Origin of the sequence: Granulimonas faecalis (assembly GCF_022834715.1) — a bacterium.
Lineage (GTDB): Bacteria > Actinomycetota > Coriobacteriia > Coriobacteriales > Atopobiaceae > Granulimonas > Granulimonas faecalis.
The window spans coordinates 957,699-971,915 of sequence record NZ_BQKC01000001.1; the positions used below are offsets into that span (position 1 = coordinate 957,699).

At 67.0% G+C, this 14,217-nt stretch carries 13 protein-coding genes; 10 read left to right on the top strand and 3 right to left on the bottom strand.

Annotated features, from left to right (window positions below):
* The first annotated feature begins 39 nt into the window (after positions 1-39).
* Positions 40-5,145: a type ISP restriction/modification enzyme gene (locus tag OR600_RS04335; RefSeq protein WP_265590731.1), complete on the top strand. Its 5,106-nt coding sequence runs from the start codon at positions 40-42 to the stop codon at positions 5,143-5,145.
* Positions 5,142-5,276, top strand: coding sequence for a hypothetical protein (locus OR600_RS04340; protein ID WP_265590732.1), 135 nt, complete (start codon positions 5,142-5,144; stop codon positions 5,274-5,276). The genes OR600_RS04335 and OR600_RS04340 overlap by 4 nt, the downstream gene beginning before the upstream one ends.
* Before the next feature lie 54 nt (positions 5,277-5,330).
* Here the strand turns inward: OR600_RS04340 and OR600_RS04345 are convergent, their stop codons facing one another.
* Complete coding sequence (locus OR600_RS04345; RefSeq protein WP_265590733.1) at positions 5,331-5,456, bottom strand: hypothetical protein; 126 nt, start codon at positions 5,454-5,456, stop codon at positions 5,331-5,333.
* An 826-nt stretch (positions 5,457-6,282) separates the two neighbouring features.
* Here OR600_RS04345 and OR600_RS04350 point away from each other — a divergent pair.
* On the top strand, positions 6,283-7,200 hold the full coding sequence (locus OR600_RS04350; protein ID WP_265590734.1) for an ABC transporter ATP-binding protein: 918 nt from the start codon (positions 6,283-6,285) through the stop codon (positions 7,198-7,200).
* Between the two features lie 95 nt (positions 7,201-7,295).
* Entirely contained in the window at positions 7,296-7,970 is a 675-nt protein-coding gene (locus OR600_RS04355; protein ID WP_373871642.1) for an ABC transporter permease, read from the top strand.
* Positions 7,971-8,093: 123 nt separating this feature from the next.
* On the opposite strand, the gene OR600_RS04360 is transcribed toward OR600_RS04355, so the two are convergent.
* Positions 8,094-8,435 carry a helix-turn-helix domain-containing protein gene (locus OR600_RS04360; RefSeq protein WP_309295245.1) on the bottom strand — a complete coding sequence of 114 codons (342 nt, stop codon included), beginning with the start codon at positions 8,433-8,435 and terminating at the stop codon, positions 8,094-8,096.
* Positions 8,436-8,966: 531 nt separating this feature from the next.
* Here OR600_RS04360 and def point away from each other — a divergent pair.
* Genes def through OR600_RS04375 form a run of 3 tightly spaced genes read left to right on the top strand, consistent with a single transcriptional unit; the run spans position 8,967 to position 11,893 of the window.
* Entirely contained in the window at positions 8,967-9,518 is a 552-nt protein-coding gene (def, locus tag OR600_RS04365) for a peptide deformylase (RefSeq protein WP_135977586.1), read from the top strand.
* A gap of 9 nt (positions 9,519-9,527) precedes the next feature.
* Positions 9,528-10,448 (top strand): methionyl-tRNA formyltransferase, encoded by a 921-nt coding sequence (fmt, locus tag OR600_RS04370; RefSeq protein WP_204407206.1) that lies wholly within the window; start codon positions 9,528-9,530, stop codon positions 10,446-10,448.
* Positions 10,448-11,893 (top strand): RsmB/NOP family class I SAM-dependent RNA methyltransferase, encoded by a 1,446-nt coding sequence (locus OR600_RS04375; protein WP_265590735.1) that lies wholly within the window; start codon positions 10,448-10,450, stop codon positions 11,891-11,893. Before fmt ends, OR600_RS04375 begins: the two co-directional genes overlap by 1 nt.
* A 37-nt stretch (positions 11,894-11,930) precedes the next feature.
* On the opposite strand, the gene OR600_RS04380 is transcribed toward OR600_RS04375, so the two are convergent.
* The gene (locus OR600_RS04380) at positions 11,931-12,179 is read right to left on the bottom strand and encodes an FmdB family zinc ribbon protein (protein ID WP_135977583.1); all 249 of its coding nucleotides are present in this window, start codon (positions 12,177-12,179) and stop codon (positions 11,931-11,933) included.
* Between the two features lie 120 nt (positions 12,180-12,299).
* On the opposite strand from OR600_RS04380, the gene OR600_RS04385 reads away from it, so the two are divergent.
* The 3 genes from OR600_RS04385 to OR600_RS04395 all read left to right on the top strand — a co-directional run bounded on the left by OR600_RS04385 (position 12,300) and on the right by OR600_RS04395 (position 14,209).
* Complete coding sequence (locus OR600_RS04385; protein ID WP_265590736.1) at positions 12,300-12,968, top strand: HAD family hydrolase; 669 nt, start codon at positions 12,300-12,302, stop codon at positions 12,966-12,968.
* Positions 12,965-13,636: a thiamine diphosphokinase gene (locus OR600_RS04390; RefSeq protein WP_265590737.1), complete on the top strand. Its 672-nt coding sequence runs from the start codon at positions 12,965-12,967 to the stop codon at positions 13,634-13,636. Before OR600_RS04385 ends, OR600_RS04390 begins: the two co-directional genes overlap by 4 nt.
* Before the next feature lie 198 nt (positions 13,637-13,834).
* The gene (locus OR600_RS04395; RefSeq protein WP_135977580.1) at positions 13,835-14,209 is read left to right on the top strand and encodes a VOC family protein; all 375 of its coding nucleotides are present in this window, start codon (positions 13,835-13,837) and stop codon (positions 14,207-14,209) included.
* The last annotated feature ends 8 nt before the right edge of the window (positions 14,210-14,217 follow it).

The following is a 14,217-nucleotide window of genomic DNA, read 5'->3' on the forward strand; positions in this document are numbered from 1 at the left end:
CCTTGGGCCACCCGCCGCGTCCGTTCGAAGGACGCAAGCGTGGGAGAGAGCCAGGTCAACCTATCTGTCCGCGAGGTCTTCGACCGTATCGTCGCGGAGTCCGTCAACAAAAAGGACCAGGGCACCGCCTGGGAGCGGGCCGTCAAGTTCTTCCTTGAGAACGACCCGCTCTATGCCGACAGGTTCGACGGCGTCTGGATGTGGGCCGACGCCCCCACCAACAACGGCAAGCAGGACGTGGGCATCGACCTCGTGGCCCGTGACGCCAAGACCGGCGAGTACTGGGCCATCCAGGCCAAGTGCTACACGGACGCCGCCTTGTCCGAGGGCTCCGTGGCCACCTTCTTCATGCAGGCCACGGAGGACGTCTACACCTACCGGGTCCTTGCGGACACCGCCGTAAAGCTCACCAAGAACCTCGAGGCCTACATCAACGAGCACGACAACGTCGTGCGCATCGGCCTCGACGACATCGAGCGGTCCAACCTCCCGTGGCAGGACTTCTACACCAACGGCATGCACCTCACCTGCGAGGAGGTGCGGCAGGGCCGCGAACGCCTGGTCTTTGAGCCCCGCAAGCATCAGCGCAGGGCCATCGACGCCGTCAAGGCCGAGTTCGAGACGGCCGACCGCACCACCCTCGTCATGGCCTGCGGCACCGGCAAGACCCTCACGGCCCTGCGCCTGGCCGAGGAGCTCGTGCCAGGCGGCACGGTGCTCTTCCTCGCCCCGTCCATCAGCCTCGTGGCCCAGTCCATGCGCGACTGGGCCGAGCAGGTGCGCGGCCGTCTCAACTCCTACGTGGTGTGCTCCGACCCCAAGGCGTCGAGCCTGGGCAAGGGGGACCCGGCCGAGGTGGCCGAGTCCTACGGCACCCTCTCCATGGTGCCGTATCCCGCCACCACCAACTCGGGCCTTCTGGCCTCGCGCTTCCGCGCCGACCCCGGCGCCCTCAACGTCGTCTTCTCCACCTACCAGTCCATCGACGTCATCCATGAGGCCCAGGAGGCGGGCCTGCCCTCCTTCGACCTCGTGATCTGCGACGAGGCCCACCGCACCACGGGCCGCATGCACGGCGAGGACGGCAAGGCCGACGAGACCGCCTTCGTGCGCGTCCACGACAACGCCTGGATCGACGCCCGGCGCCGCCTCTACATGACGGCCACGCCCCGGGTCTACCAGACCAAGGACGACGAGAAGCTCGCCGGCATGGCCAAGGTCTCCGACGGACTCGTGGCATCCATGGACAACCCCGAGGTCTACGGCCGCATCTGCCACCGGCTCTCCTTTGGGGCCGCGGTCAGCCAGGGCCTGCTCACCGACTACAAGCTCGTGGTCATGCAGGTCGACCAGTCCATGATGCCGCGGTCGATCCAGCGCCTCGTCGCCAACAACGCCAACGAGATCGAGATGCCCGACGCCGCGCGCTTCCTCGGCGTGTGGAAGGCGCTCTTCGACCGCACCCATGCCGGCGGCGTCATGGATATCGAGGGCGCCGGCGTCGTCGAGGGCGAAGACACCCGTCGCGTGCTGCACCATGCCATCGCCTTCGCGGCCAACATCGCCGCGTCCAAGTTCCTCTCCGACCAGTTCCAGCATGTGGTGGACGCCTACCTCCAGGGCATGGAGGAGGAGGGCTCGGACTCCGGTGACGGCGGCCGTCACGTGCGGGTGGACGTCAGGCACGTGGACGGCACCATGACCGCCCCGGAGCGCGCCGAGCGCCTCGACTGGCTTGCGGGCGGCGATGACGACGACGTCTGCCGAATCCTCTCAAACGCACGCTGCCTCTCCGAGGGCATCGACGTGCCAGCCCTCGACGCCGTCGTCTACCTCTCCAAGCGTCGCAGCAAGGTGGACATCATCCAGTCCGTCGGGCGCGTCATGCGCACGTCGGCGGGCAAGCGCTACGGCTACATCATCATCCCCATCTTCGTGGCGGACGGCAGCGACCCCGGCGAGGCCCTCTCGTCCAGCCGCGAGTACGGCCGCATCTGGGATGTGGTCTCGGCCCTGCGCTCCCACGACGAGCGCCTGGACGCCAAGATCAACGCCGCCTCCCTGGGCGACTCCGAGCCCCTCAAGGAGGTCGTCGAGTTCGAGGTGCTCGACCCCTCCCGCCTCGACAGGCCCAAGAACGTCGCGCACCGCGCTCACCGGGTGGGGGAGGACGCCCGCGACGAAGACTACGAGCCCACGGCCCCCGAGAAGCTCAAGCGCGGCGAGGTGGACCCCAACCAGGGGCAGCTCCTCCTGGGCGAGGACGAGGACTCCCTCCAGGAGATGGCCCGCGCCATCCGCGCCCAGATCGTGCGCAAGTGCGGCACCAAGATCTACTGGAACGAGTGGGCGGGCGATGTCGGCGCCGTCACCCGGGCCCGGGCCGACCAGATTCGCTCCCTCGTGGCCGAGCCGGGCGAGGCGGCCGACGCCTTTGACGGATTCCTCACCGGTCTCCGGGACACCCTGAACCCCGACTACGACGCGGACCGCGCCGTGGACGTGCTGGCCCAGCACGAGGTGACCAGGCCCATCTTCGACGCCCTGTTCAACCAGGACCAGGTGCGCGAGGGCAACCCCATCGTGGCCGGCATCGACCGCGCCCTGACGGCCCTCTACGACGCGGGCCTCAGGTCGTCGCTGGACAGCCCCGAGCTCAACGACCTCTACTCCCAGGTGCGTGTCATCGCCTCCCAGGTGCAGAGCGACGCCGCCAAGCAGAACCTCATCAAGGAGCTCTACAACGACTTCTTTGCCGCGGCCTTCAAGGGCACCGCCGAGGAGCTGGGCATCGTGTACACGCCCGTGGAGGTGGTGGACGCCCAGCTCCACATGGTGCAGAGGGCCCTTGAGCGGGAGTTCGGCCAGCATCTCGGCGACAGGGGGGTGCACGTCCTCGACGGCTTTGCCGGCACGGGCACCTACCTCACGCGCCTCATCGAGGACCCCACCCTCATCTCGGACGAGGACCTGCCCTACAAGTACGAGCACGACCTGCACTCCAACGAGATCGTGCCCCTGGCTGCCTCCATCATGGACATCAACATCGAGCAGTCCTACCACGCCCGCATGGGCGGGGCCTACAAGCCGTTCCCTGGGGCGCTCCTCTGTGACACCTTCCAGTTGGGGGAGGAGGACAATGTCATCGACCGGGGGACCTTCCTCGAGAACAGCGAGCGCATCGAGGAGCAGGTGAACACGCCCATCACGGTCATCGTGGGAAACCCGCCGTACCGTGCCGGTGACAAGAACAACACGGGCAACCAGAACGCGAAGTACAAGACGTTAGATGGGCGCATCGCCGAGACCTATGCGGCGAATACAAAGGCGAGCAACAAGAACTCCCTCTACAACCACTACATCCGTGCGTTCCGCTGGGCCAGCGACCGCATTGGAGACAGCGGAATAGTGTGTTTCGTCTCCGGAGGCGGCTGGCTCTCTGGCGAATCTGGTGAAGGGGTCAGGCGTTGTTTCACGGAAGAGTTCAACGATATATATGTATACGATCTACGGGGAAACAAAGAGTTCCGTCGGCTTTCCCGAGAGCAGCTCGATGCCGAGGGCGACAATTTGTTCGGAAGTGGCTCTAAGTCCCCGATAACCGTCACGCTCCTGGTTAAGAACCCGGTATCTTCAGGGCGCGGGATAATACATTACCGGAATATCGGGGATGGTCTCTCTCGTCAGGAAAAGTTGGACATTCTCAAAGAGGCAGTGGGCGTCGACCCCCAGTGGGACACTGTTATTCCCGACCGTCACGGAGACTGGCTCGATCAGCGAGACGACTCTTGGTATGAATTCGCGCCGATGGGCATCGAGAAGCGTAAGGGTATCCTCGGACTCTTTGATATTTGGTCCTGCGGACTGAAAACACAGAGGGATCCTTGGGCATGGGGCTACTCAAAGAGCCAGGTCGCCCATCAGATGGCTGAACTCATTGGCAATACCAATGATGCTGTCGATGAGATGAGATGCATGGGCTCAAAGACCGTTCCCAGGGACGATAAGCGCTACAGCTGGACGAGGCGCATCGAGGACTATGCCAAGCGGCATATGAATATCGACTACGTTCCGGACTCGGTCGTAGTGGGCTGCTATAGGCCGTTCTGCAAGCAGTGGGTTTACTACGAGCGGACGATGAACGAAAGGACCTACCAGCAACCCCGCTTTTTCCCGCTCGCCGCAGGCGAGCGGGCGAAAGGACCTACCAGCAACCCCAATGCTGCCTCTTTGACAGAGGTGACGGCTGAGGCTGGTATGAAGGGAAAAAGCGGCCGAAATGACCTACCAGCAATGTCCCCTCACTGTCTCACAAATCTCGAGATATGTATGACCGGCCCAGCTTCGGGACGAGAGTTCTCATGTCTTATATCAGCTCAAGTTCCTGATTTGCACATGCAGAGCACTTCCCAGTGCTTCCCCCTCTACTGGTACGACGAGCCGTCGGGCGATGGGCTTCTCGGCCGCTCCGAGCCCGTGCGCCACGACGCCATCACCGATGAATCCTTGGCCGTGTTCCAGGAGACCTACGGAGACACCTCCATCACCAAGGAGGACATCTTCTTCTACGTCTACGGCCTGCTCCACTCGCCGGAGTACCGCAAGCGCTTCGCCAACAACCTCAAGAAGGAGCTGCCCCGCATACCGCTCGCCAAGGATTTCCGTGCGTTCGAGCAGGCCGGCCGCAAGCTCGGCGAGCTCCATGTGAACTATGAGTCGGTGGAGCCCTGGCCCGTGGAAGAGGCCGGCTGCTCGGAGAACCCCGGACGGACCGAGAAGATGGCCTGGGGCAAGGTGCGCGACAAGAAGACCGGCAAGCTCGTCAAGGACTTCACCGTCCTCAAGGTGTCCGACAGCCTCACCCTGCGCGGCATCCCCGAGCGGGCCCAGGAGTACGTGGTCAACGGCAAGAGCGCCCTTGCATGGCTGGTGGACCGTTACCAGATGAAGGTGGACAAGAAGAGCGGCATCGTCAACGACCCCAACCTCTACGCGCCGGACAACCCGCGCTACATCGTAGACCTCGTGGAGTCGGTCATTACGGTGTCCTTGGAGACGCTGGACATCGTTGACTCCCTGCCGACCCTGAACGAGCTGCCGCACCCGGCCAACTGGCCGGCAGCCTGGAGCATGGACGCAAAATGAAGCGAGCCTTCGGCTACGGCGAGGTGGTCGGTATCGAGCGCGAGCGGGGCAAGGTCGTCGTCTTCCTCGACGGCAGGGGGCGCACGTTCCTGTTCCCGAGCGCGTTCTATCAGGGGCTGCTGACGCTGTAGCACATGGATGGGGCCGTGCCCGGGAAAGTCGGGCACGGCCCTCTCGGAGAGGCGCTAGTCCTTCTTCTTTATCTCGTCGTACGCCGCCACGCCTATGACGAGGAGGCAGTAAGCGCCCCTGAGAAACACGGCGATCGCAATGACTGCGCCGGCCACTTCGGCAACGATGAGAGGATTCATGGCCATCTCGATTCTGTCAATGAAAGACGTCTAGTCGATAGTGATGATGAGCCGTGTGCCGGAGATGTTCCCTTTGAGAAAGCGGGTGCTGGAGCTCTGAAACACGGGCTCATGGTAGCGGGTGGTCTGTGTGGGCCATGTCCGCACCCCAGTCGAGCGAGCTGCTGTCAATCGCTTCCTTTCCGAGGCAAATATAGGCCATTCTCTGCCACTTTGGCGTTGCTGTCGTTGCCGCAATTGCTAAATGATTATAGAACCAATAATATTGGCATCTATAGCATGAAGTTACCTTCTCAATCGGCAATTATAAGATGGAAGTCTATAAGCTGATACCTTCCAGTTCGGCTACTCTTGATTTGATTCAGATTGTTCTTAAACATAGCTTAGGAGTTTAGTAATAGATGCAAATCTCGAGATTGTTCTGAGTGCTCTTCTTTCCGATTGGAATGCAGTAAGTGACTTCTTGAGTTCTCCTCAAGAGTTCTTGCAGTCCGCTGGACTATCATTATTGGTAGTTTAGAAGTCGCATTACTTCACTTGCATGAGGCTGGGTTTGCTTGGTGTGATTTGTCGTTTGACAACATCCTCGTCAACAAGACATGGGATTCACTGGTTGTCTCTGACCTAGAAAATGCAACAACATCTTCTAATGCGGAAGAACCTCTTTATTCAACTCCAGGATTTACTCTTTATGAAACTGGTGTTCTTGCATCCAAAAGAGATGATGCAGCCTTAAAAGCACTAAGACTCTATCTAGACAATCCCATTTTAACCATTAACTGCATAAGGACTGGAGATTTTAGTCCTTTTTGGAAGGATGTGGAGCATGGCTCACATTGATGGTCGGCTCCTTTGGGCAGAACGCCTGACCGTGAGCTATCGGGCTTCAGGGCGCCCCGCCCTCGACGATGTATCCCTCGACATCAGCGCCGGTTCCATCCACGGGTTGCTCGGTCGCAACGGGGCGGGGAAGTCAACGCTCATGCACGCCCTTCTGGGCATGGCTCGTCTCGATTCGGGGAGGGTCGGGCGCTCCCCGGGCGTCCGGGTGGGTTGGTGTGCCCAGAAGCTTGTCATCGACTGGTTCCTAGGTGTCCATGACAACGTGCTCCTTGGCGCGCGGCTTCGTGGGCTGACGGGCCGCTCTGCCCGCCGCGCCGCCGACGAGGTGCTCGATGCCGTGGGGCTCTCGGACAAAGCGCCGCGCGACCCCGAGGAGCTCTCCGGCGGGGAGCAGCAGCGCCTTATGCTTGCCCGCACCCTCGCTTTCGACCCCGACGTCTACATTCTCGACGAGCCGTTCGTCGGGCTCGACGCCTTGGTGAAGCGTGGCCTCATGGGTGTGCTGCGCGAGCGGTCGACCCGTGGCTCCGCGGTCCTCGTGAGCTCCCACGAGCTCGATGTGGTCGAGCACGATGTCGACCACATCACCCTGCTCGACGGAGGCCGCCGCGCGTTCTCTGGAGACAGGGGGGCGTTCATTGCTCGGTTCGTTCCCATGGACACGGTCCGTCTGGTCTTTGACCGCCCGGTGACAGCCGACGACGAGGCGGGGGTCGCCGGTTCGCGCTTGGGCGGGGCCAACGCATTGGAGGTGGAGGTGCCGTCCGGAAGCCCCATCCCCGACCTCCTGTCCATGGCGGCGTCGCTCGGCGGCGTGATCGATGTGGTCCGCACGGCGTCAACCTTGGGAGATGCCGTGGAGGCGGCCTATGACCGTATGGGCGCCGGGGAAGGGCGGTGACGGCGATGGCCGATTTTCTCAGGGGTTTTGCGCTCACGGTTCAGTTTGAGGTGAAGGCCGCACGCCTCACCAGTGTTGCCGGCCTACCGGGGCTGTTGGCCTACCCGATCTTCTACAGCCTCTTTGTCGTGACCGCGCTCTCGTCGAGCGACGGTCGCACCGAGCCGTCCATGACGGCCTTTCTGGCAGTCGGCGTCGTGGGCATGCAGGCGGTCTCCATGATGAGCCAGGTGATCTACCGCTGGACCCTCGAGCGAAAGTGGTCCCTTGGCTGCCTCAAGCTTGCCAGCGGGGTGTCGAGGGGCGGGTACTACGCAGGGATGCTCTGTGTGCCGCTCATAACGCTGCTGTGTCAGGGAGCCTGCATCGTCGTCGTGGCAGAGGTCGTCACCGGGTTCAACGCCCCGATCGATGTGCCGGCCCTGGCGGCGGGCTCCCTCCTGTGCGGCCTGTTCTGGTCGGCCGCGGGGTGCGTCGTCACGGCCGCCATCACGTCCTACCGCACCCGCGACCTGACGGTGAGCCTTCTCATGACACCGCTCATGTTCAGCGCCCCCACGCTTTACCGTCTGGACCAGGCCCCGGTGTTCCTCAAGGTCATCGCTGCCGTGAACCCCCTCACCTACCAGCTCGACCTCATGCGCGACCTGGCTTCGGGAGTCATGCCGGCGGCTGGTCTGGCCGTCGTGCTTGGGCTCACGCTGGTCATGGTAACCCTCGGCTATGTCAGTACCGAGCGCATGCGCACCGTTGCCAACGAGGGGGCATGACCTCAAGCGGCCTGCCCCATGGGCCCCTGACTCGACCGCGGGGGATCGCTTGGCCCTTCTCGCCGCCAATCGAGGCGTGCCGGGCGCCCCAAGGTCGATGCAGGTGACCGTTGGACCGTCCGATCATGTGAGCCTGCGCACCCGCTGGGGCAGCCCCTGGGACGCCCGCGCCCTTCCGCAGTCGGTCTCGTAGGGGTCCACGGCGTCGATGATGCGGTCCGTGACCACGAACGTGTTGCAGACGTCGAGCAGCGTGGCCAGGCTCACGGAGGCATCGCCGTTCTCCGGCCTCGACAGGGTCGAGCGCGAGACGCCCGCCATGTCGGCCAGCTCCTCCGACTTGAGACCCTGCATCCTCCGCCAGTCTCCGATCGACTGCCCTATGTCCTCGGCGACCCGTCTCGCCCTGCGCGTTTCTCCTCCGCCGTGCGGAGTGGGCCAGCCTTCTCCGCACCGTCTCGCCAGGGGAGTGAGGAGTGTGTGCCCTTACTCCTCACTCCGAGCTTCCGTGGTGAGGAGCAGCCATTGCCACTCCTCACGTTCGCCTTCCAGAATGCGGAGCAGCCCACGCCACTCCGCATTTTTCATCGTCGGACTGCGGAGTGGGCTACGTCACTTCTCGCTCCAATCACCCTCGGTGCGGAGTACCGCCGCGGACTCCGCACCGAACGACATCCCGATGAGGACAGGTCCTGATTTCTCCTCGTTTTTCACCGCCAAGTGAGGGAAATCGCGATTTGTCCGCACCGTCGGCCTTCAGAGTGAGGACAAATCCAGATCTCCCCTCGATCTCCGCCGCAAAATGAGGGGAAATCTCGATTGCCTCTCAGGCCGCGCCGTCGAACGGGGGCACATCCCGGTCTCCCTCCTCCGGCCCGCCCGCGGCAAGTCGACAAGCTCGCTCCCAACGGCCGGCCGCCCGTCCTCGCAGCTCCCCGCTCACGGTCCCCCTCTCCGGGTAGAATGCTGGGTGGAAAACCTACCGTGAGGAGACCCATGGCCGATATAGATGCGATGCTTGATGACATCGTCCTCATGGGCGACCCCGTGCTCACCCGCGAGGCCAGCCCCATCGACGAGATAACCCCCCAGGTACGCGCCCTCGCCGAGCGCATGATCGACGACATGTACGCCGCCGAGGGCTGCGGCCTGGCCGCCCCGCAGGTGGGGGAGTCGGTGGCCATGGTGGTCATCGACTGCGACTACGGCGACGGCACCAAGAAGAACCCCTACGTCCTCATCAACCCCCAGATCGTGGAGCAGTCCGAGGAGACCTTCACCGGCTCCGAGGGCTGCCTGTCGTTCCCCGGCGTCACCGTGGAGGTGGAGCGTCCCCGCCACGTGGTGGTGCACGCCCAGAACCTCGACGGCGACCTCATGCGCTACGAGGCCGACGGCACGCTGCTGGCCCGCTGCCTCCAGCACGAGATCGACCACCTCCACGGCACCGTGATGCTCGACCACCTCGGCCCCATCGCGCGTGCCCGTGCTGCCACCCGCGTCCGCCAGGCCATCGCCGAGGGCGTCCGCCCCGGCGAGACCGAGTAGGGGGCCGCCATGCGCGTCGTCTTCATGGGCACGCCGGACTTCGCCGTGCCCTCCCTCGAGGCGCTCGACGCCACCTTCGACGTCGTGGGCGTGGTCACGCGCCCCGACGCCGTGCGCGGCCGCGGCAAGACCCTCGACCCCTCTCCCGTCAAGGCGTGCGCCGCGCGCCTCGGCCTTCCCGTGCGCGAGGCCACCCGCATGGACGACGAGACCCAGGCGTGGCTCCGCGGCCTCGAGCCCGACATCCTGTGCGTGGCCGCCTTCGGCTGCATCCTGCCCCAGGGCGTCATCGACCTCGCGCCCCTCGGCTGCGTGAACGTCCACGCGTCGCTGCTGCCGCGCTGGCGCGGCGCCGCCCCCATCCAGCGCGCCATCCTGGCCGGCGACCGCACGGCCGGCGTCTCGATCATGCGTGTGGTCAAGGAGCTCGACGCCGGCGACTTCTGCCTCACGGGCTCTGTGCCCATCGACGGCAAGAACAGCGCCCAGGTGACCGACGAGCTCTCCCACCTGGGCGCACGCCTCCTCGTGCGCGCCCTCGTGGCCGTCGAGGCCGGCGAGGCCGTCTGGACGCCCCAGGACGAGTCCCTCGTGACCTTTGCCCCCAAGGTGGAGAAGGCCGAGATGCGCCTGGACCCCGGCGACACCGCCGTGGCCAACGTCCGCCGCGTGCTGGCCTCGAGCGACGCCGCCCCCGCCCGCCTCAGGGCCGGCGGCCGCGGCATGCGCGTGCTCGCCGCCCGCACGGTGGCCGGCCTCGGCGCCCGTCCCGGGCACCTGCGCATCGAGCACGGCCGCGTGGCCCTGGGCTGCTCCGACGGCGTCGTGGAGCTGCTCGAGGTGAAGCCCGACGGCAAGCGCGCCATGGCCGCCGGCGAGTGGGCCCGCGGCCTGCACGACGACCCCGACTGCCGCTGGGAGCGTATCTGATGGCCGAGGTCTCGCCCTCCCGCGCCGTGGCCCTGGCCGTGGTCTCCCGGGCCCGCCGTCGCGACGCCTACGCCCGCGAGCTCCTGCGCGCCGCCCCGGAGATGGCGCGGCTCTCCCTCAAGGCCCGCGGCCTGGCCTCCCGCCTCGTGCTGGGGTCCACGGCCTGCCGCGGCCTGCTCGACGCCGTGCTCGACAGCCACCTGCGGCGCCCCCGCGACCTCGAGCCCCGCGTGCGCGACGCCCTGCGCGTGGCATGCTTCGAGGTCATGTACCTCGAGACCTCGCCCGAGGTCTCCGTCTTCCAGGGCGTGGAGCTCGTGCGCACCGTGGCGAGACGCGCGTCCGGCCTGGCCAACGCCGTGCTCCGCAAGGTGGTCTCCTGCGACCGCCCCCGCGTGCGGAGCGCCCGGGAGCGTGTGACGGCGGCCCTGGCGGGCGGCGTGCCCGTCTCCGTGGCCGACGTCTCCCTCGTGGCCGGCATGCCCTCCTGGCTCGCCGTGCGCCTGTGCGCCTCGCTGCCGGCGCCCCAGGCGGCCGCCATGGCCCTGGCCCAGCTGGAGCCGGCCCCCGCGTGGGTCGCCGCCAACACCGGCGTGTGCGACGCCGCCCAGGCCTACACGCGCCTGCGCGAGAGCGGCACGGCGCCGGTGCCCGTAGCGCTGCCCGGGTCGTTCCTGCTCGAGAAGCCCGCCGCCCTGGCCCGGAGCGGCCTCGTGGGCTCGGTGGACGTGGTGGTGAGCGACCTCGGCTCCCAGATGGTGAGCCGCATCGGCGCACCGGCTCCCGGCACCGCGCTGCTCGAGGTGGGGCAGGGGCGCGCCACCAAGACCATCCTCCTGGAGAACGCCGCGGCGGCCCTGGGCGGCCCGGCCAAGGTGGTGGCCGTGGATCTCTCCGAGTCCAAGGTGGAGCTGGCCCGGGAGCGCGTGAGCCACGGCTGGGAGGCGTCCGTCACCTCCATGGCCTGGGACGCCCGTCTGCTCGACGGCCCCGGCCTGCCCCGCGAGCTGGACCGCTCCTTCGACACCGTCTTCTGCGACGTGCCCTGCTCCGGCACGGGCACCATGCGCCGCCACCCGGAGATTTCCTGGGCCCTCGACCCCTCGGCGCTCGACGCCGACAACCCCGACGGCCTGCCGGCCCTCCAGGGCCGCATCCTCGAGGCGGCGTCGAGACGCGTGGCCCCGGGCGGGACCCTCGTCTACGCCACGTGCTCGGTCCTGGACGAGGAGGGCCCGGCCGTCGTCGACCGATTCCTGGACAGCCCCGCCGGCCGCGGCTTCCGTCGCGAGGACTGCGGCCGCGCGCCTGGCGTGGCCGCGGCGCCGGTGCCGTTCCAAGGCATGGTGCGCCGGTGGGTGCTCCCGTCCGGCGACTTCGCGAGCGTGCCCGCCACGGACGGCCCCGACGGGCACTTCGCGGCCCGGCTCGTCAGGCGGGGGTAGGCGGCGCCCCGGTCCCGGCCGGGCGCCGTAGGTGCCGCTAGTGGCAGCCGGAGCAGTCGCCGCCGGAGCAGCCGGCGCACGACGTTGAGTGGGACCCCGACCCCGAGGAGTCGCGGCTGTCGGTGTTGTAGAAGCCGGAGCCGGTGAAGGTGATGGCGCTCGCCTCGAAGACGCGCTCGCAGGGTGCGCCGCAGGCCGGGCAGGCCACCTCCGGGCGCTCGCCCATGGGGTGCTCCACCTCGAAGACGGTTCCGCACTCGGTGCAGCGGTAGTCGTAGCGGGCCATGGCGTTCCTTTCGTCGATGCTGTGCGACGCATAACTGTACCCCTCGGCTGCCCCCTCCATAAACACTGCGACGCCCTTGCGCTAGAGTCTGGTGGACCGCTTGGAAAGAGGGAGGTTTCCGTGGACATCAAGGCCATAGTCTTCGACTGCGACGACACCCTGCTCGACTCCATGGGGATGTGGCGCTCGGTGTTGCCCGAGGTCCTCTCCGCCTACGCCGGCGAGGAGGCCGCCCAGACCCACCAGGCCCGCGCCGAGACCATGGGGGCCGACGAGGGCCTGGCCATGTTCGTGAGGGAGAACGGTCTGGACGTGGACCCGGCCCGGATCAAGGCCGAGGTCATGGAGCGGGCCCACTGGCACTACGCCAGCGACGTCCCGGCCATACCCGGTGCCAGGGAGTTCCTGGAGCAGGTGCGCGACGCCGGCCTGCCCATGGCCGTCGCTAGCTGCTCCGAGCTCCCCGAGGTCGAGTGCGGCCTCGGAGCCAACGGGCTCCGTGGCTTCTTCGACCGGATCTACTCCGTGTCCATGGGCTACCCGAGCAAGAGCGAGCCCGGCATGTGGCTCGCGGCGGCCACCGACTACGGGCTCGACCCCGCGCGGGTGCTCGTGGTGGACGACTCCCTCCACGCCGTGACCGTGGCCCACGGGGCGGGCTTCCCCACGCTCGGCCTCACCTGGCCCACGAGCCGCCACAGGCTCGGCGACATGGAGGCCGTGGCCGACGTGGCGCTTTCCGACGGCTGGCGCGGCGTCACCCTCCGAGAGGTGCTGGAGGCGCTGTGACGGCCGGTCGCCTCTCGGTGGCCGTGGTGGCCGGCTCGCCCGAGCCCTGCTCCCGCGAGCTGCTGGCCGCATGCTGCGCCGGAGCCGACTACGTCGTGGCGGCCGACCGCGGCGCCGCGTGGTGTCGCGACGCCGGGGTTGTGCCGGACGCCTTCGTGGGGGACGGCGACTCCGCGGGGCCCGACGTGCTCGCGTGGGTCGCCTCGGCGGTGCCGGAGCGCGTGGCCCTCCCGTGCGAGAAGGACATGACCGACCTGGAGGCCGCGTTCGCCCTGGGTGAGGCCGTCGCGGCCGCCCGTGGGACGATCCCGGCGTTCACCCTGCTCTGCGCCACCGGCGGCCGCGTCGACCACGGCCTGGGCGTCCTGGGCGTGGCGCGGCGGCACAGCGGGCGCCCGGTGGCCCTCGTGGGCGACGGCTGGCGGGGCTGGGTTCTCTCGCCGGAGGGGCTGCCCTCTGTGCGCGTGGAGGGCAGGGGGCGCACGGTCTCGGCGGTGCCCCTCGCGGACGGCACCTGCATCTCCGAGCGCGGCCTCCACTGGCCGCTGGACCACCGGTGGCTCGACGCCCTGGACGACCTCGGCGTCTCCAACGTGGTGGAGGCCGCCGGCGGGGGAGAGGTGGAGTGCCACGTGGGCTGCTGCCTCGTGCTCCTGTTCGAGGGCTGAGCCGGCGCCCCCGGTCGGGCAGCGCCGGGTGAGGGGAGATCCGGATATCCCCGCATCCTTGCCGGGTCGATGAGGACAAACCGCGATTGTGCGCGTCTCCTGCACGGTCGTGCCGCGTTTCCGGCCGGGGGTGACAGCCCCGCGGGGCGCTGGCATATACTTGACGGTACTGCCTGCACACGGTGAAGGGACAAACCGATGGAACGACCCAGCGAGGACCCTGTAGAGCTCTTCGGCCTGCGCATCGCCCACGTGGGCGTCAATGCCGCCGACGACGCCGAGGCCGCCTCCATCGCGGAGGCCTTCTCCCGCCTCATGGGCCTGCCCCGCACCGACACCCCCGTGTCGCTGTTCAGCGGCACGCTTGTGGAGACCATGCGCGGCTGCGGCCGCGGCGAGCACGGGCACATCGGCTTCCACGTGGACGACATCCCCGCCGCCGAGGCCTGGTTCGCCGCCCGCGGCTTCGAGGTCGACGAGTCCTCCCGCGTCCTGCTGCCCGACGGCTCCACCAAGCTCGTCTACTTCAAGGAGCCCGTCGCGGGCTTCGCCATCCACCTCACGCAAGACTAGGAACAAGC

Bases quoted from the DNA above. Each gene is read 5' to 3' on its own strand.
- OR600_RS04340 (WP_265590732.1), top strand. From the start codon at position 5,142: ATGAAGCGAGCCTTCGGCTACGGCGAGGTGGTCGGTATCGAGCGCGAG.
- OR600_RS04345 (WP_265590733.1), bottom strand. From the start codon at position 5,456: ATGAATCCTCTCATCGTTGCCGAAGTGGCCGGCGCAGTCATTGCGATC.
- OR600_RS04350 (WP_265590734.1), top strand. From the start codon at position 6,283: ATGGCTCACATTGATGGTCGGCTCCTTTGGGCAGAACGCCTGACCGTG.
- def (WP_135977586.1), top strand. From the start codon at position 8,967: ATGGCCGATATAGATGCGATGCTTGATGACATCGTCCTCATGGGCGAC.
- fmt (WP_204407206.1), top strand. From the start codon at position 9,528: ATGCGCGTCGTCTTCATGGGCACGCCGGACTTCGCCGTGCCCTCCCTC.
- OR600_RS04375 (WP_265590735.1), top strand. From the start codon at position 10,448: ATGGCCGAGGTCTCGCCCTCCCGCGCCGTGGCCCTGGCCGTGGTCTCC.
- OR600_RS04380 (WP_135977583.1), bottom strand. From the start codon at position 12,179: ATGGCCCGCTACGACTACCGCTGCACCGAGTGCGGAACCGTCTTCGAG.
- OR600_RS04395 (WP_135977580.1), top strand. From the start codon at position 13,835: ATGGAACGACCCAGCGAGGACCCTGTAGAGCTCTTCGGCCTGCGCATC.